Annotated in this window: 18 protein-coding genes; 17 read left to right on the top strand and 1 reads right to left on the bottom strand. The window is 43.3% G+C overall.

Annotated elements, in window-relative coordinates; translation table 11 throughout:
- The first annotated feature begins 5 nt into the window (after positions 1–5).
- Complete coding sequence (locus tag SFC25_RS08635) at positions 6–143, top strand: hypothetical protein (RefSeq protein WP_411214882.1); 138 nt, start codon at positions 6–8, stop codon at positions 141–143.
- A gap of 32 nt (positions 144–175) precedes the next feature.
- On the opposite strand, the gene SFC25_RS08630 is transcribed toward SFC25_RS08635, so the two are convergent.
- Positions 176–886, bottom strand: coding sequence for a FadR/GntR family transcriptional regulator (locus tag SFC25_RS08630; protein ID WP_411214881.1), 711 nt, complete (start codon positions 884–886; stop codon positions 176–178).
- A gap of 266 nt (positions 887–1152) precedes the next feature.
- Here SFC25_RS08630 and SFC25_RS08625 point away from each other — a divergent pair, with 266 nt between their 5' ends.
- The 16 genes from SFC25_RS08625 (at position 1153) to SFC25_RS08550 (ending at position 18036) form a co-directional block, all read left to right on the top strand.
- Complete coding sequence (locus SFC25_RS08625; RefSeq protein WP_280137069.1) at positions 1153–1239, top strand: putative holin-like toxin; 87 nt, start codon at positions 1153–1155, stop codon at positions 1237–1239.
- Between the two features lie 762 nt (positions 1240–2001).
- Positions 2002–2712 carry an AAA family ATPase gene (locus SFC25_RS08620; RefSeq protein ID WP_411214880.1) on the top strand — a complete coding sequence of 237 codons (711 nt, stop codon included), beginning with the start codon at positions 2002–2004 and terminating at the stop codon, positions 2710–2712.
- A 218-nt stretch (positions 2713–2930) separates the two neighbouring features.
- A complete protein-coding gene (locus tag SFC25_RS08615; RefSeq protein WP_411214879.1) occupies positions 2931–3728 on the top strand; it encodes a MurR/RpiR family transcriptional regulator in 798 nt (265 codons plus the stop codon).
- 52 nt (positions 3729–3780) lie between these two features.
- Positions 3781–5175 (top strand): PTS transporter subunit EIIC, encoded by a 1395-nt coding sequence (locus SFC25_RS08610; RefSeq protein ID WP_411214878.1) that lies wholly within the window; start codon positions 3781–3783, stop codon positions 5173–5175.
- An 85-nt stretch (positions 5176–5260) separates the two neighbouring features.
- Positions 5261–6697 carry a glycoside hydrolase family 1 protein gene (locus tag SFC25_RS08605; RefSeq protein ID WP_411214877.1) on the top strand — a complete coding sequence of 479 codons (1437 nt, stop codon included), beginning with the start codon at positions 5261–5263 and terminating at the stop codon, positions 6695–6697.
- Between the two features lie 114 nt (positions 6698–6811).
- On the top strand, positions 6812–7279 hold the full coding sequence (locus SFC25_RS08600) for a GNAT family N-acetyltransferase (protein ID WP_411214876.1): 468 nt from the start codon (positions 6812–6814) through the stop codon (positions 7277–7279).
- Positions 7280–7291: 12 nt separating this feature from the next.
- A complete protein-coding gene (locus SFC25_RS08595; protein ID WP_411214875.1) occupies positions 7292–7720 on the top strand; it encodes a GNAT family N-acetyltransferase in 429 nt (142 codons plus the stop codon).
- Positions 7721–7745: 25 nt separating this feature from the next.
- Complete coding sequence (locus tag SFC25_RS08590; RefSeq protein WP_411214874.1) at positions 7746–8333, top strand: type 1 glutamine amidotransferase family protein; 588 nt, start codon at positions 7746–7748, stop codon at positions 8331–8333.
- 75 nt (positions 8334–8408) lie between these two features.
- A complete protein-coding gene (locus SFC25_RS08585) occupies positions 8409–10280 on the top strand; it encodes a BglG family transcription antiterminator (protein ID WP_411214873.1) in 1872 nt (623 codons plus the stop codon).
- Between the two features lie 96 nt (positions 10281–10376).
- Positions 10377–11714: a PTS sugar transporter subunit IIC gene (locus SFC25_RS08580; protein WP_411214872.1), complete on the top strand. Its 1338-nt coding sequence runs from the start codon at positions 10377–10379 to the stop codon at positions 11712–11714.
- 59 nt (positions 11715–11773) lie between these two features.
- On the top strand, positions 11774–13207 hold the full coding sequence (locus tag SFC25_RS08575; protein WP_411214871.1) for a glycoside hydrolase family 1 protein: 1434 nt from the start codon (positions 11774–11776) through the stop codon (positions 13205–13207).
- A gap of 14 nt (positions 13208–13221) precedes the next feature.
- Positions 13222–13548, top strand: coding sequence for a PTS sugar transporter subunit IIB (locus tag SFC25_RS08570; RefSeq protein ID WP_411214870.1), 327 nt, complete (start codon positions 13222–13224; stop codon positions 13546–13548).
- Between the two features lie 12 nt (positions 13549–13560).
- On the top strand, positions 13561–13893 hold the full coding sequence (locus SFC25_RS08565; RefSeq protein WP_411214869.1) for a PTS sugar transporter subunit IIA: 333 nt from the start codon (positions 13561–13563) through the stop codon (positions 13891–13893).
- A 168-nt stretch (positions 13894–14061) separates the two neighbouring features.
- A complete protein-coding gene (locus SFC25_RS08560) occupies positions 14062–15477 on the top strand; it encodes an amidohydrolase (protein WP_411214868.1) in 1416 nt (471 codons plus the stop codon).
- 153 nt (positions 15478–15630) lie between these two features.
- Entirely contained in the window at positions 15631–16329 is a 699-nt protein-coding gene (gene araD, locus SFC25_RS08555; RefSeq protein ID WP_411214867.1) for an L-ribulose-5-phosphate 4-epimerase, read from the top strand.
- A gap of 12 nt (positions 16330–16341) precedes the next feature.
- Entirely contained in the window at positions 16342–18036 is a 1695-nt protein-coding gene (locus tag SFC25_RS08550; RefSeq protein WP_411214866.1) for a ribulokinase, read from the top strand.
- The last annotated feature ends 5 nt before the right edge of the window (positions 18037–18041 follow it).

Genomic DNA, 18041 nt, shown 5'->3' with positions numbered 1-18041 from the left:
AGAAAATGGAAGAGAAATTGAATTCAAAGCAAACGATTATTTGTCAGGATTGCGAAGATGTGATAGATGTGACAGACAGCCCGGAAGGCGGACGTGTATTGTACGGTGTATGTCTGGAATGCCGAGAGGATAATAAGGAATAAAGAGAAAAGGAGTCAGCAAATGCTGACTCCTTTTATACTTTCCAATACCGTTCATACAGATTATCCATGTGAAGCTTCATCAAGGCCTCTGCTTTTTCCTCGTCATGATCCTCAATTGCTTCGATCAGATTCTTATGCTCATGAAAGTTCACGCCGCGGAAATCTGGTCTTGTTACTGTCCGATCGCGGATGAAGGTCCACATTTGCTGCTGTTTCATAGCGCTGCTGATTGTTGCCATGAACTGGATGTATAAATCATTGTGGGAGGCTTTTGCGATCCCATTATGCAATTTTTCATCCGTTTCTGGAACATACACGCCTTCATTTGTTTCTTTCTCCATTTGCTTGATTGTCTCATTCAGCTCTTCCAAATCTTCTTCCGTAGCGCGCATGGCCGCGAACCGTACAATAAGCGGTTCAATGTTCATCCGAGCTTCCACGATATCCTCTGGAGAGACGTTTGATAAGAATGCAGGGGAATACATCTCATCTGCTGGCAATGATTTGATGAAAACACCTTCACCCTGCCTGGAATAGGTGAATCCGTTCATCTCCAATGCACTCATTGCTTGGCGAACTGGGGCTCTGCTTACACCGAATTGTTCACATAGCTCCCGCTCCGATGGCAGCTTATCGCCAACCTTGAAAGCTCCGGACTTCATCTGCTCGATGATTTGTTCATAAATCTGTATGTATAGTCTTTTATTTGTTACAGGATTAAAGTTCATGCTGATCCACCTCATTATAGGAGTTCCTTCTTAAATTATAATGCTTTGCAGTCGTTCCGGCAAAAGAGGAAGAAGAGAGGAATGTGCAAGGCGATGATTTACTTGTCTCATGTAAGATAAATGAAGAAAGTTATTTAAGTCCTACATCATTTTGGAAAAATATGGACTATAGTAACGTATGTTCGGCCCTTGACCTTTGATATAATAGTAGGACAATAGCATAGGTGACTCAAGGGTGGTTTGCGCATTACTCTTTCCTTTAACGGAGGGTGGTGTAGCGGATGACGGTGGCTGAGGCGTTGACGTTGATGATCGGATTTGGAACGTTGATTGTTGCGATCTTGTCGGAAAAGAACCAGAAAAAATAACCACCCTTGAGTTGGCAGCTCGAGAAGGGTGGTTACGATACCTCTTTTTCGCGCAGATCCCCTAGGGAATCATGCTATTACTGACAGACCGATTGGTGTTGGCAGCACCGGACGGTCTTTTTCTGTGCACAAATATTATAGTAGCGCAATTGGAAGGGATTGTCATGTGACTATTGGAGTAAATGCTGCTTACTTATCCATTTCCTTATTCGGTCCTTGGCAAACCGGTTTCCGTTGATTCCCAATCGGTATTTTGGATATTATTTACTATACAGGTACATGAAACACAGTTCAGTGTTATTTTTAAGCGGGAGTGTATAAGAATGACTATGATTAGCAGGAGGATAAATTCAAAAGTCGAATAGTAAGTGAAAACCCATTTATTTTCCTAAATTGAGACGTTTTTTTGTATAAAAAGCGATAAGAGATGTCCGCGTTTGCGTATGTAATACTTGTAGCAGGATTAGGTATCCTTGTAAGAAGTGTATCAGTCCTCCGAAATAGCAGACGGTTGAATAATCTAAAGCGACTATCCTACCACGGCAATCAAATAAGGGTTGCTTGGGTAACAGGCAGCTGCTTGTTCTTTTTTGTTATAATGGCAAGGTTAATGAGATGGATTCGCATAAACGATATTTTGCATGTACTCATTGCTTATTTGATTTTATTTATTGTGGAACTTATCTACCATTACGTTTGTTTTTATCGGATGAAAAAAACGTTACAACCTGAATTTTAAATGCCAGCGAAGGAAGTGAACACGTGTTTCTGAAAAGAGTAAAGCTACTGCGGCAAGGAAACCACCAACCGAATACATACCCATATTCTATCCCAGCAATTAAGCAGCTTGATGAGCTGGAACTGACCAGTACAGTAACCTTCTTCGTTGGAGAGAACGGAAGCGGCAAATCAACTTTAATGGAAGCAATCGCAGATATTTGCGGATTCAATACAGCAGGCGGTGGGCGGAATAATACATATGACTTGGAAGCATCGGAAGCTGCACTTTCTAATCACATTCGGCTGTCCTGGATGCCAAAAGTGACAAATGGCTTTTTCCTGCGGGCAGAATCTTTCTATCATTTTGCTTCGCATATTGATGACATCGGCTCCATTCACGCCTATGGCGGAAAATCGCTGCATCATCAGTCCCATGGAGAAGCTTTTCTCTCTTTATTTCAGAATCGCTTCGGAGGCAAGGCAATATACTTACTCGATGAGCCGGAGGCAGCACTTTCGCCGCAGCGCCAGCTTACATTTCTCCGCATCATCCATGACTTAGAGAAGTCAGGGGAAGTGCAATTCATCATCGCTACCCATTCCCCGATTTTGCTTGGGTACCCAGGAGCGGAGATTTTGCACTTCAGTGAAGACGGAATACGGTCTGTGGATTATGAAGAGACGGAACATTACCAGATTACGAGAGGGTTCTTGGAGAATCGGGAAGGATATTTGAAGCATTTATTTCAATAAAAAAAGGCACATCCTAAATCTTTAGGGGATGTGCCTTTTTTTGTGCTTGTCGTAAATAGAGAGCAGGCGTATGCTATTTTCACCATAATACATATTTATGACATGGCTTTGGGTTCAATTTTTGCACCACAAATAACTCTTGGACATTCTACAATAATAGTAGGAATAGAAACCGCTTTCAATCATGCTTATTCCTAGTTGAAAAGGAGACTATGACAATGACGGCCGATCAATCTAGTCCATTGCATTCCAGCTTGCTTCACAGTTTATTCTCTATCATCAACGAAGGAAATGTCCGTGATACAAATTATGTATTGGCGCATTATTTCCTGGAAAATTACAGTGAACTGCAGCATTTGAATATTTTTGATGTCTCGACAGATTGCTTTGTATCTCGATCTAGTGTGAGGAGGTTCTGTAAAGCGATAGGATACGAGAATTTCATTGATTTGAAAGCTGAATTCTTTCGCTATGACGAAGTGTATTACAAAAATATCGAGTACTATAAACAACTAAATTATCAGCAGCTTCTTTCCTTTGAAATCAATAAGATGATTCAGGATATGTCGATAGCACTAAGTGAGTCTGTCTTACAAGATTTATTAGAGCAATTTCAGAAAAGCCGAAATGTCATTTTTATGACTCCAGGTGCTTACGGAGGATTGATCAAGGATTTTCAAGAAAAGCTGATCACCCACAAACGGATCATCTACTTGATTTCCGAGCATTACACCGAAAATGAATTAATCAGGAATTTAGATGAAAAGGATCTCTTGATTACGCTCTCTACTTCTGGTGTATTTGCTGGTCAAGCTTGCTCGTTTACAAAAGGACTGAAGGCATCGAAAGTTTTGATCACCGGAGTGGAGAATCCACAAATCGAATCGTTCTATGACAAGGTGTATTATCTTTCAGCGAAGAAGAACGAGGAGCTGAATTTCCCTATCTACAGCAAGTATGGAATACATTTCATGTTGGATCTGCTTTATAGCGAGTACGTCAAACAGAATAAATGAACTACCGGCATTACTCAGATTACCAACCATTAAATTTGAGGATGTGGATGAGATGAGCAAATATAATGAGCTCTCCAAAGAGATTATCGAAGGTGCTGGCGGCCCTGACAATATTAAAGTCGTCAATCACTGCGCAACAAGGCTGCGGCTGACAGTTTCTGAAATCGAGCGGGTAAATCAAGACGAGCTGAAGCAGCTGAAGGGAGTCATGGGCGTTGTCAGTCGAGGCAACGAACTGCAGGTCATCATTGGAACTGATGTAGCAAATGTTTACAGCAGCGTTTTGCAGGTTGGGGAATTCAGTGAGACGCAAGCCAAACAAGCTGCCGCAGTAGATCTTGTTCAGGATGAAGAAAACAAGAAGAAAAAAAAGAATCCATTTGCAATGATTGTCGATTTTATTAGCGGAACATTCGTGCCAGTGCTTCCTGTGCTAGTTGCTGCGGGGTTAGTTGCTGCTGTACTGAATATAGCTGTTACTTTCTTCGGTCTTTCAGATACAAGCGGGACGTATACGGTATTAACTGCCGTTAATAATGCAGGATTCTTCTTCCTGCCAATCTTTATCGGTTATAGTGCTGCAAGGAAATTATCTATCAATCCTCTAATGGGGATGTATCTTGGAGCAATCCTAGTGCATTCCAGTATCAATGATGCGGAAGGCCTCAATTTCTTAGGCATTGCCATTCCGCAAGTGACCTATAGCACTTCAGTCATACCAATCATACTAGGTGTATTGTTCATGTCGGTAGTCGACAAGGGTTGGAATAAGGTCATTCCGAAAGAGATTAAGTTCTTTGCTCAGCCTCTTCTTACCATATTGATTGTAACTCCTGTTACATTGATTGTTTTAGGCCCGCTTGGGAATTTCATCGGAACGTATATTGCATCTGGTTTGAATTTCGTCAATGTGGAGCTCGGATGGCTTTCTGTCGGATTAATTGGCGCACTGACGCCGCTTTTGGTTATGACCGGTACGAATCAGGCGTTATTCCCGCTTGTATTTGCGGCTATGGCAGACAATGGCTATGACGCGTTTGTAATGAGCGGCATGCTAGCTGCGAATGTGGCAATCGGAGCCGCAGCACTCGCCATGTCCTTCCTGAAAAAAGATAAGGATACGAAGGCGATGAGTCTGTCTGCTGGTATTACGGGTGTCATGGGTATTACGGAACCAGCGATTTTCGGTGTATTGATCCGGTTCCGAGCGGCTTTCGTCGGAGCAATAGCAGGAGGACTTGTTGGCGGTATATTTGCTGGAATTGTCTTCTTAAAACAATATGCAGTTGTTTCACCTGGGATTGCAGCAATACCAACATTCATCCCGACAGATGGATCAGGCTTGAGTGCGAACTTCTGGTATGCCTTGGTCACTATCGTTTTAGCGGCAATAGTATCTTTCATAACTACATTCCTTGCTGGAAGATCTGGCAAGTTCAAAAGCTAGGTTCCAAAAGCTGCACCACATGAAAAGATAGGAAGGGTTACAGTAATCATAGGAACACAAATAAAGAATGGAGAGGGATGGGAATATGTTCTACAAACAAGATCCAGTATTTCCGAAAGGCTTTTTGTGGGGAGCTTCCAGTGCTGCCTGGCAGGTAGAGGGCGCAGTGAATGAGGATGGCAGAACAACTGCAATTATCGATCTGAACAGTCAAAAGAAAAAACCTTATACTGACAACTCTATTGCAGCGGATCATTATCATCATTACGAAGAGGATGTCAAATTGATGGCAGAGTGCGGATTTTCTTCTTACCGTTTCTCCATTGCTTGGCCTCGTATTTTTCCTAGCGATTCAACTGAACCGAATCAAAAAGGGATCGACTTCTATAACAATCTAATAAATGAATTGATCAAACATAATATCGAGCCAATCGTAACACTTTACCACTATGATATGCCGGTCTGGGTCGATGAAAAATATAATGGCTGGTATGACCGCGGCATTATTGAAGCATTTGACCGATATGTTCGTACTTGTTTCGCTGAGTTCGGTGACAGGGTCAAATACTGGCATTCCCTGAATGAGCAAAATATGCAGATTTGCTATGGTGATTGGCTTGGTGTTGCGAAGTATCCGGAATCATGGTTCAAGGATAAATGGAAGGTCAATCACATAATGAATATGTGCCATGCGAAAGCAGTCATTGCTTGTCATGAAATCGTTGAAGACGGTAAAATCGGTCCGGTCCCAGGTTATGTTCCGATTTATCCGGCGTCCGCACACCCTGATGATCAGATTGCTGCCATGAATGCAGAAGAATTGACTGAAAAAGTATGGAACGATCTCTACGCGCATCGCGAATACAATGGCTTCATCAAAAGCTATTGGAAAGAAAATGATATTGATCCAGAGATTCACGAAGGTGATATGGAACTGATCAAGGAAGCGAAAATTGATTTCTTCGCCCTGAACTGCTACCGATCTAATACGGCCAAGGCTTGTGGAATCGATGAAGAGCCTCGCGAATATAAGCTGAATAAAAGCGGTGTAAAAGGTAATCTGGAATTCCCTAAAGTACCTGGACTTTATCAGCTTACAGAGAACCCATATGTAGAGACAACAGATTGGGATTGGGAAATCGATCCAGTAGCTATGCGATATATGCTTCGATATGTGTGGGATCACTACCAGCTTCCGATGATGATTACAGAGAATGGCTACGGAGCATATGACCAAATATCAGAAGATGGCAAAGTTCATGACCCGAAACGGATCGAATTTTTGCGTGACCAAATCTATCAAGTAGGACTAGCCATCATGGACGGCTGTGAGGTCATCTCGTATAACCCATGGTCTTTCACTGATCTGCTTAGTACAGGCAACGGTATGGCGAAACGTTATGGTTTGGTTTATATCAATACAACGGATGAAGAAGTCTTAGATCTAAGACGTATACCGAAGGATTCTTATTACTGGTATTCAAATCTAATTAAATCCAATGGACGTGACTGGGGCAAATAAAAATAACAAAAAAGACCTTCCTCTAGTGGGAGGTCTTTTTTGTTATTTGTATCTTTTTTTTATACCATTCCTGTACAATAAAAAGAAAAATATGGAATTGGGGAGGACTACGTAATGCAAGTCACATTCAAAAAAATGAATACAGAAGAAGTACAGCGCTATATTGCATTTGAAATTCCTAACTATGCAGAGAGTGTATCTGCTAATCTCGGAATCCCCAAAGAAGCGGCGCTCAAGGATGGGGAGAAACAGCTGCATAATTTGTTGACAGAAGAAAACAGGAAAAAAGATCACTTTATTGGCAATGTATTTTGTGAGGAGAAGAAAGAGAATGTTGGTATCATCTGGTACAACGTGCAGCCAGAAAGGGACAGGATTTTTATTTTTCATATCTACATAGATGATGCATTCCGGAAGATGGGCTATGCCAGTGCCGCACTGACGCTGTTAGAAGAAGTTGCGAAGCGAGAAGGAATTGGAACAATAGCACTGAATGTATTTGCTAACAACACGGGTGCGCAGCATTTGTATAGTCAGCTAGGTTACGAGACAGCATCAATGGTGAAGACAAAAAAACTTTGAGGTGAGGATGTTATGGAAATTCGCTTATGTAAAGAGAATGATGTAAAAGCATGCGGAGATACATATGCCAAGGTTTTCAATGATACTCCATGGAATGAAGCTTGGACAGCCGAATCTGCATATGCTTATTTGAGTGATTTTTATCATACACCGGGTTTTACAGGCCTTGTTGCAGTAGAGGACGAAGAAGTGATTGGCTTTCTATTCGGTGTAAAAAGGAAATGGTGGTCTGGTGATGAATTCTTTATCAATGAAATGTGTGTACGATCTGATCAGCAGAACAAAGGCATCGGCAAAGCATTAATGGAGTACCTTATTGGAACGACAGATGCAGAGACAGTGTCCTTGCTGACAGACCGTGGATTACCAGCAGAAAACTTCTATAAACGTAATGGATTCAAGGAAATAGAAAGGCTCATGTTCATGAGCAGGAACATATAAAACGAGTAGAAAAGAGGCTGCATGAATGAAAAAGACAGTTCTTATCTTCCTTATCGACCAATACGCGGATTGGGAAGCAAGCTATGTCGCGGCAGAGCTGCAAGCGCGGCAATCAGAATATCAAGTGAAGACTGTCACGGTGGACGGAAAGCCAGTTTCATCTATCGGAGGATTCCGTGTACTCCCGGATTACAGTTTGGCAGATACAGAGACGATCGACTTTCACATGCTTATCCTTCCCGGCGGGAACACGTGGAGACAGCCCGAAACTGTCCTAGTAAAAGAATTGATTGCACACTGCTTTGCAAACAATATTCCAGTGGCAGCTATTTGTGATGCTACTGTTTTTCTTGGAAGGTATGGGTTCTTGGAGGAAGTGAGGCATACTAGCAACAGTTTGGAATATTTGAAGGAAGGTGCCCTTGATTACAGGGCCGAGCAATACTATATCGAATCGCAATCTGTATGGGATGGAAAGCTCATTACCGCTAATGGAACTGCACCTTTGGAATTCGCACAGGATATATTGAAATTACTTAGGGTCAGGGAAGAAGAGAAGATTCATCAGTGGTATCGATTCTTTAAAGAGGGTTCTGTTGCTTTTACGAGATGATGTTTCGAAGACTTAGGGACAAGACCTTTTTTTGGAACATACAAGTTCATATCTTTTAGGAAGGGGTAATACAATTTGCTGTCAAAAAGGCAGATGAAAATTCTGGAACTGTTAGAAAGCGGGAACAGATATACCGGTGAACAGATTGCCGGCATGCTAGGGGTAACAGCGAGGACAGTAAGGACCGATATGCGTGTATTGACCAGTACATTACCAACTTTCGGAGCGATCATCGATTCTAAAAGGGGGAAAGGTTACAGACTCAACTTGGAAGACTTGGAAGCGTATAAACGTATGAAAATGCAGACGCTGGAGATGGAAGATCAATCAGATCGTGTAGCAAGATTAGCCCTTCTGCTATTGCAGAGAAAAACTTACCTCAAAATAGAGGAGGCTGCAGAAACACTGTACGTTAGCGAATCTACCATCAAGAATGATTTAAGAGTATTAAAAAAGGATTTGGAACTGAGAGGTCTTACTGTTATCACTAAGCCAAGATACGGAATGCGTGTAATTGGGTCTGAACGACAGCTGCGAAACGTGCTTCGAACGTTTCTTGAAGCAGAAACAATGATTACTGGGCTTAAGGGTCAATTGTATCAGCAGCTCCGGAATTTGATTGTTTCTGTACTCAAGGAGGAAGATACGCTGGTAACGGATATAGGTGTGGATAATCTAGTTATTCATATATGGATAGCGAGTAAACGAATGGACGCAGGTTTAGTAGCGGACATATCGAGATCAGACAAGGAACATCTTTCTCGGTTGAAGGAATATCAAGTTGCGCAAAAGCTAGCCAAAAGCGTTGGTACTGTACTGGGTGTAGAACTGCCTGTTGACGAAATTGTATATATGACGATGCATTTACTGGGGGCTAAATCAGTTTCTTACGAAGATAAAGGGATGAGGGATTTAACGAAGGTAGTAGATTCCCGCATCATAGAAATATCTGCAGCATTGCTGCAGGTGGCAGATGAGCATATGCAGCTTTCACTTTCAGAGGATAATGAGCTTCTAATAGGTATTGCTATGCACCTAAAACCAGCATTAAACCGTTTTAAATACGGACTTACGATACGAAACCCAATACTATCTGAGATTAAACAAGCATATGCGAAAGCATTCGATGCCAGCGTATTAATGGGGAAAAAACTTCAGGAGCTGACAGATGTGTCAATTAATGAGGATGAACTTGGCTATTTGGCTTTGCATGTCGGAGCTGCGATGGAGAGACAAGAAAGTCTGCGAGTAAAAAAACGTGCTTTAGTTGTATGTGCTACTGGGATCGCCAGTTCGCAACTATTGTATTATAAGCTGCAAGCCCGATTTAGCGGCAGGATGGAGATTGCAGGCACATGCAGCGTTATGGATTTACCAAAACGTCCACTTGAGGATGTGGATCTCATTATCACTACAGTACCGCTGCCGGAGGCATTGTCAAAGCCAATTATTAACGTCCATACGCTGCTTCGGGATTCTGATGTAGAGCATATTGAACGGATAATTGCAGATAAATCGCAAACACTGTCTGCTTATATCCCACCAGATCACATTTTTTTGCAGTTACCCTATACAAGACGCGATGATGTATTACAATTTTTGGTTAAACAAATGGAAAAGCGTTTTATTGTACCATCTAATCTACTGACTCTAATAAAGGAAAGGGAAGAGATGGCTCCTACATTTCAGGAAAACCTAGTTGCAGTCCCGCACCCTATCTATCCAGTGATGGAGGAACCGATTGTGCTCTGCTGTACATTACAGCAGCCGATTGATTGGGGAGGAAATGAAGTGCAAGTTGTATTCCTTTTCTGTATCCCCAAGCAATATAATGAGGGGCTGCAGCAGCTTTACGAGAGTATGGTGTTTTTTATTGAAGATAGGCAAAAAGTCAAACAGCTCATCCAAGCGCAGGATTTAGCAGCTTGCATCCCCCTGTTGAGTTGATAGTACACTATTTTTCCTATGAAAGAGGAAAAACAATGTATGTAAATGTAAGCGCTTTTATAATAGACTCTGGTATAAGCGAAGGGGGAGAGTCAAATGGGCAAGAAAATGGATAAATTCACAGGTGCCTTAGAAAGTGTAGCTTATACCATATCCAATCAGAAACATATAAAAGCAATTAAGCAATCATTCGTTACACTGATGCCGGTAATCATTGTCGGAGCGTTTGCAGTTCTGGTCGAGAATATGATTCTGGACCCGGAAACAGGTTTAGCTGCATTCAGTATGTTTTCATTCTTGGCTGAATTACAAGGAATCATGAGCGCTATAAATTATGCGACGCTGAACTTTATTACCATTGCGGCAGTGGTATTAATCGGAATAGAGCTCGGAAGAATCAATGGTCTCAAATCATTATTCCCAGGTTTAATGGCCTTGATGTCGTATATCTCGGTCATACCAACGACAGTATTTCTGGAGGTCGATGGTTCTTTACAGGAAGTCGTCAATGTATTAGCAAGGGAGTTCTCAGACCCGAAAAGTCTGTTTCTCGGCATGTTCATCGCTCTCATATCTGTAGAGCTATTCACCTGGTTTTCCAAGATGGATAAACTTACTATCAAAATGCCTGACAGCGTTCCATCGAATGTAACGACATCATTTGCTTCTTTATTTCCATCGATTATAACGGTGACGATTATAGCCAGCTTCGGATTTGCATTCCATCGTTTAACAGGAATTTATTTACATGAAGCAGTATATAACTTAATTCAGCGTCCTTTGGAGTCGGCCATCCAAGGATTACCGGGTATCTTACTGCTAATGTTTGTTGCTCAATTTTTCTGGGTGATAGGAATCCATGGCAACCAAATGATTAAGCCAATCCGAGAGCCACTATTACTGGGGTCTATTACCGTCAACATGAATGCATATGCTGCCGGCGAAGAAATTCCGAATATCATTACGATGCCTTTCTGGGATGTTTACATGAACATTGGTGGATCTGGTGTCACGATTGGACTTTTGGCGGCGATATTCATTGCAGGAAAAAAGCAAGAAATGCGCAGCATTGCAAAACTATCGGCAGGGCCTGGAGTCTTCAATATTAATGAGCCAGTCATATTCGGCGTTCCAGTCATGCTGAACCCAATTCTGGCAATTCCATTTATCATCACTCCACTTATAACGGGAACAATTGGCTATATCGCAACAGTTATTGGATTTGCTGATAAAGCTGTTGTAATGGTTCCGTGGACAACACCGCCAATTATCAATGCATGGTTATCTACAGGCGGCAGTTGGGGAGCAGTTGTCACCCAATTGATTTGTATAGCCGCTTCCATCTTGATATATCTGCCTTTCATTTTCATTGCAAACCGTACACGTAGACTAGATGAAGGTTCCAGAGATGATAGTAGTACGAAAGTGGTGTAGTTGATTAATTCGATGCAACTCAGCAGACAGCTTGCAGTATGGAAAGGGAGAGGTTATATATGGCGCAGAAAATTTGTATACCAGACCGCTTCATACTGGGTGCAGCAGCATCAGCCTGGCAGACGGAAGGCTGGAGCGGAAAGAAAGAAAGTCAGGACAGCTATTTAGATGTATGGTACAAACAAAACCGGCATGTATGGCATAACGGCTACGGTCCTGCTATAGCGACAGATTTCTATAATCGTTATCAGGAAGATATCGGGTACATGAAAGAAATCGGCCTGACACATTATCGTACTTCTATCAATTGGTCTCGATTTCTTATCGATTATGAGGAAGGTATCGTGGATGAGGCATATGCGACTTACATGGAGAGCATGATTGATGAGCTTCACAGTAAAGGGATAAAACCAATGATTTGCTTAGAGCATTATGAAGTACCAGCTTTTTTGCAGGAGAAATATGACGGATGGAGCTCACCTGATGTGGTTGATTTATACGTACTATATGCACAGCGTGCACTGGAACGTTTTGGGGGCAAGGTAGATATTTGGTTCACCTTCAATGAACCTATCGTTCCTCAAACACGGATCTACTTGGATGCCATCCGTTATCCTCATGAACAAAATACGAAGAAGTGGATGCAATGGAATTACCACAAATCGCTAGCTTCAGCAAAGGTCGTTGCATTATTCCGTACTATGCCAATCAATGCACGTGAAAACAGTAAAATCGGTATCATTTTAAATCCAGAGGTAACTTATCCAAGAAGCACTGCACAGCATGATAAACAAGCAGCAGAAATATATGATCTCTTCTTTAATCGTGTATTCATGGATCCCAGTTTGAAAGGAACGTATCCGGAAGAATTAGTTCAGCTGCTAAAAAAACATAATATCATGTTTGAGGCAGCCGATTCGGATTTAGCAGTGATTAAGGAGCATACGGTCGATATAGTCGGATTGAATTTGTATTATCCGCATCGAGTGAAGGCGCCATCCTATCAATGGAATACTGACACTCCCTTCCACCCTGCTTTTTACTATGACAAATTCGATCTCCCTGGACGCAGGATGAATCCTCATCGGGGCTGGGAAATATATCCTCCTATTATTTATGATATAGGGATGCGCATTAAAGAGGAGTACGGAAATGTGCCGTGGTTTGTAGCTGAAAGCGGTATGGGAGTGGAGAATGAACAGCGGTTCCGAGGAGGAGACGGCAGGATAGAGGATGACTATCGGATTGCTTTCATCCGAGAACATTTGGCAGAAACGCTTCGAGTGACCCGAGAGGGATCAAATTGTTTGGGATATATGCTCTGGGCATTTACTGATAATGTTTCACCGATGAATGCGTTCAAAAATCGCTATGGGTTAGTTGAAATAAATTTGGAGAAAAATCGGGAACGCAAGCTAAAGAAATCAGCATATTGGTATCAGCAAGTCATTCAGTCGAAGATACTGGACATAACAAAAGAGGAATACAAATAAGAGGAGGAAACAGCATGAAACGGATTTTATTAGCATGCTCCGCAGGTATGTCTACGTCAATGGTTGTATCCAAGATGAAAAAAGCAGCTGAGGCATTAGGAGAAGAATATTACATCTATGCTATCCCAGAAGGAGCAATAGAGGAGGAATTACAAGCCCATCATGATGACGTAGTCGTCATCATGTTAGGTCCTCAGGTTCGATTTGCTAGACGAGCGACAGAAAAGCGGGCAGCACCATATGGAATACCAGTAGATGTGATGGATGTAAGATTATACGGCACTGCTGATGGAGAGAAGTTATTGGAAAAGGCATTGCAGCTAGCAAGTCAGCGACAATAGGGAGGTGTTCTCGTGAAAGAGACATTAGAAGAAATGCAGCGGGCAGCCTTTCAAATCATTGCGCATGCAGGGGAGGCACGGAGTCATTATGTAGAAGCCATGCGGTTGGCAAGAGAAAGAGATTTTGAGGGTGCGGAATCTGCAATGGCATCAGGAAATCAAGCATACAATCAAATTCATAAAGTACATGTTTCTTTCGTTCAGCGAGAAGCTGCAGGTGAAATGCTGCCGTTTTCGTTACTTCTTGCACATGCAGAAGATCAGATGCTATCGAGTGAAACGATTAAGATAATGGCAAGTGAGTTTTTGGCATTGTGTACCGAATTGCTTCCGACTTCAAAATAGGCTAAAACGTGTAAGGTAAAAAACAATAAAATTCAATAAGCTTTTAAATAAGTTAGACTCAAGCATTTAATGCCTGAGTCTATTTACTATCAAAACATATGACTTAATTTTCTGAATTTAAGTGCTATACTAGAAGATATTGATTCTACTATCAGGAGGAACTCTATCTTGCAAACAAGTCACGATGTGTATACGAGAATATCGGAAATACTGGAAAGCAAACGTAACGAGCTGACTGCTGTCAGTGATCGAATATGGGATTTTGCGGAGACAAGATACGAAGAGGCCCAATCTTGTGAAATCCTAGCTGCAACTTTGGAAAACGAAGGTTTTGAGGTGCAGCGGCATGCAGGTGACATTGAGACTGCATTTGTTGCCAGCTTCGGAAGCGGGAAGCCGGTCATTGCATTCCTTGGCGAATACGATGCATTGTCTGGCTTGAGTCAGCAGGCAGACAGTGCAGTCAAGAATCCAATTGAAGAAGGCGGCAACGGACACGGCTGCGGTCATAACCTGCTTGGCACAGGTGCGATGGCGGCTGCAATTGCAGTGAAGCAGCTGATGGAAGAAACCGGATTACAAGGAACCGTGCGTTATTATGGCTGTCCTGCAGAAGAAGGCGGAGGCGGTAAGGCCTTTATGGCACGAGCGGGTCTTTTCGATGATGTGGATGTTGCACTCACATGGCATCCATGGGATGAGAACCAAGTGTATCATGCAAGAATGCTGGCAACCTGCCAAGTATATTTCCGTTTTACCGGGACAAGCAGTCATGCGGCATTCAGTCCGCATCTTGGAAGAAGTGCATTGGATGCAGTCGAGCTGATGAACATCGGATCCAACTTTCTGCGCGAACATATCATTCCGGAAGGACAGCTGCATTATGCGATTACTGACGCTGGCGGAATGAGTCCCAATGTCGTCCAGCCAAACGCAGAAGTTCTTTACAAAATCCGTGCCCCGAAGATGGGTCAGGTCGAAGAAATTCTGGAGCGGGTCAAAGACGTTGCCAGAGGAGCTGCGTTGATGACAGGCACCAAACTGGAGATCCAATTCGATGCGGCATCAGCCGATCTGATTCCGAATGAAACGTTAGGAAAGCTGATACATAAGCATCTGAAAGCAACGGTTGCACCTAGCTATTCAGAAGCAGAGTTTGCGTTTGCACAAAAGGTGCAGCAAACATTCAGTGCAGAAGAAAAAGCTGTCATACAGAAAAATGAAAACAAAGTGCTTGCTCAAGGCGTTCTGGACTTCCCTCCAGTACCAGGCTTCTTTAAAGGATCAACTGATGTAGGTGACGTCAGCTGGCTTGTCCCGACCGGTCAGATCTACGTGACTACCTGTGCTTATGCGACGCCATTCCATAGCTGGCAGCTTGTTACCCAGGGGAAAACATCCATTGCCCATAAAGGCATGCTGTTCACAGGTAAGGTGCTGGCTGCATCCGCAATTGAATTACTTGAAAAGCCGGAACTGCTCGAAGGTATAAAAGCTGAACACCAGACGAATCTTGGCGGAGAAACGTATAAATCGTTGATTCCGTCCGATACGAAACCAGCTCCTATTAAAAGAAAGAAATAATGGAAAGAAGACATTTCTCCGGAAGTGTCTTCTTTTTTACGTTAATATCTTAACTTGTACGTTTATGTTGAGAAAAAGTAATTGATTGTACGTACAAATTAAGGTAAAATCACATTATGAAATCAAATATACGTACAAGAAGAGGTGAGCCTGATGCTGGAGGAATTAAAGGAACAGGTGCTGCAAGCGAATTTGGACCTTCCCAAGCATGAGCTGGTAACTTTTACGTGGGGAAATGTAAGCGGTATCAATAGGGAAAGCGGGCTGGTTGTCATTAAACCAAGCGGTGTTGCATATGACAAGCTGACGGTAAAGCATATGGTAGTTGTCAACCTCGATGGAGAGATCGTCGAGGGAGATTTGAAGCCTTCGTCAGATACAGCAACTCATTTGGTTTTGTATAAGCATTTTGAAGATATTGGAGGAATTGTCCATACACATTCTACGTGGGCAACATCCTTTGCCCAATCTGGAAAAGGGGTTCCTGCACTTGGTACAACTCATGCGGACTACTTCTATGGAACTGTCCCTTGTACCCGGGCAATGACTGGACAAGAGATCCAGCAGGATTATGAACTGGAGACAGGTAATGTGATTGTGGAGACATTCCGGACAAAGGGGCTTGATCCGAATCAGGTGCCAAGTGTGCTTGTACACAAACATGCACCTTTCAATTGGGGGAAAACACCGGCCGAAGCGGTACATAACGCTGTAGTGCTGGAAGAAGTGGCTAAGATTGCACATCTGTCCTATCAGCTGGATCAGCAGGTGGAGGATATGGACCAGCAGCTGCTGGATAAGCATTATCTACGAAAACATGGGGCTGACGCTTACTACGGCCAAACCACTTAGGAGGAGAAGTCCATGGTTACGGACAAATTTTCGATTGGAATTGATTATGGCACACAATCCGGCAGAGCAGTGCTCGTCCGGCTTCGAGATGGAATGGAAATAGCAGAGCATGTGACGGAATACCATCACGGTGTAATGGATGTCAAGCTGCCGCATTTGGATAAAGCACTTGGCTACGAATGGGCACTGCAGCATCCAAGGGATTACCTTGATGTACTGCGCCAATCAGTCCCAGCAGTAATGGAAGCTGCCGGTGTGGATCCGTCAGATGTTATCGGACTTGGCATCGACTTCACGGCTTGTACGATTTTACCGGTAGATAAAAATCTAGAACCATTATGCTTTGATCCTGCATTTCGTGATAATCCGCACAGCTGGGTAAAGCTTTGGAAGCATCATGCTGCGCAGGATGAAGCGAACAAGCTGAATGAAATTGCTGGAGAGCGTGGCGAGGACTTCTTGGCACGTTATGGCGGGAAAATCAGCTCGGAATGGATGATACCTAAGATCTGGCAAATTGCTGATGAAGCTCCAGGAATTTATGAAGCTGCTGATCAATTTATTGAAGCAACAGATTGGGTCATTTCCCAGCTGACAGGTGAACTGAAACGAAATAGCTGTACAGCTGGATATAAAGCTATCTGGCATAAGCAGGACGGCTATCCAACTGCAGAGTTCTTCGAAAGCCTGCACCCAGCAATGCGGGATGTAGCTGATACGAAGCTGCGCGGAGAAGTTTATCCTCTCGGAACAAAAGCCGGGGAACTCCAAGCATCATTTGCCGCGTCTATGAATCTATCTCCAGGCATTGCGATTGCAGTGGGGAATGTCGATGCCCATGCAGCGGTTCCGGCAATGGGTGTTGTTACTCCTGGCAAGCTCGTAATGGCGATGGGGACATCGATATGTCACATGGTGCTTGGTACAGAAGAGCGTACAGTCGAGGGGATGTGCGGAGTTGTCGAGGATGGCATCATCGAAGGCTACTACGGCTACGAGGCTGGACAGTCTGCTGTTGGGGATATTTTTGGCTGGTTTGTCGAGGAGCAAGTGCCGGCTTATGTCCATCGTCAAGCGGAAGCTGCCAGGCAAAATGTGCATCAATGGCTGGAGGAGCGAGCTAGTGCCTATCGACCGGGCGAAACAGGACTGCTGGCACTGGATTGGATGAATGGCAATCGTTCTGTATTGGTTGATACGGAATTAAGCGGAGTTGTGCTTGGACTTACCTTGGCAACAAAACCGGAAGAAGTGTATCGCGCATTGCTCGAAGCAACTGCATTTGGCACGCGTAAAATTGTAGACGCTTTCCACCAAAGCGGTGTTGCGGTAGAAGAGCTTTATGCATGCGGCGGTTTGCCGCAGAAAAATAAATTGCTTATGCAGATTTTCGCTGACGTGACGAACCGGCCGATCTATATTGCGGATTCTGTACAAACACCGGCTGTTGGTGCAGCGATGTTCGGTGCGGTAGCTGCTGGGGCAGAAGCAGGCGGATATGACAGCATCCTTGAAGCGGCCGAAAGAATGGCCAGAGTGAAGGAAGAAGTGATCCAGCCGATACCGGAAAATGTGGAAATCTATGAGTTGATTTATCAGGAATATAACACATTGCATGATTACTTCGGCAGGGGATCAAACGACGTGATGAAGCGACTGAAGTCCATTCGTTCACAGTCTGAAAGAAAGCTGACAGTACAAAAATAAAGGGG

Origin of the sequence: Terribacillus saccharophilus, from assembly GCF_046592595.1 — a bacterium.
GTDB classification, from domain to species: domain Bacteria; phylum Bacillota; class Bacilli; order Bacillales; family Amphibacillaceae; genus Terribacillus; species Terribacillus saccharophilus_C.
The sequence above is the reverse complement of the archived record's forward strand: the minus strand, read 5'-3'. Positions and strand labels throughout refer to the sequence as shown.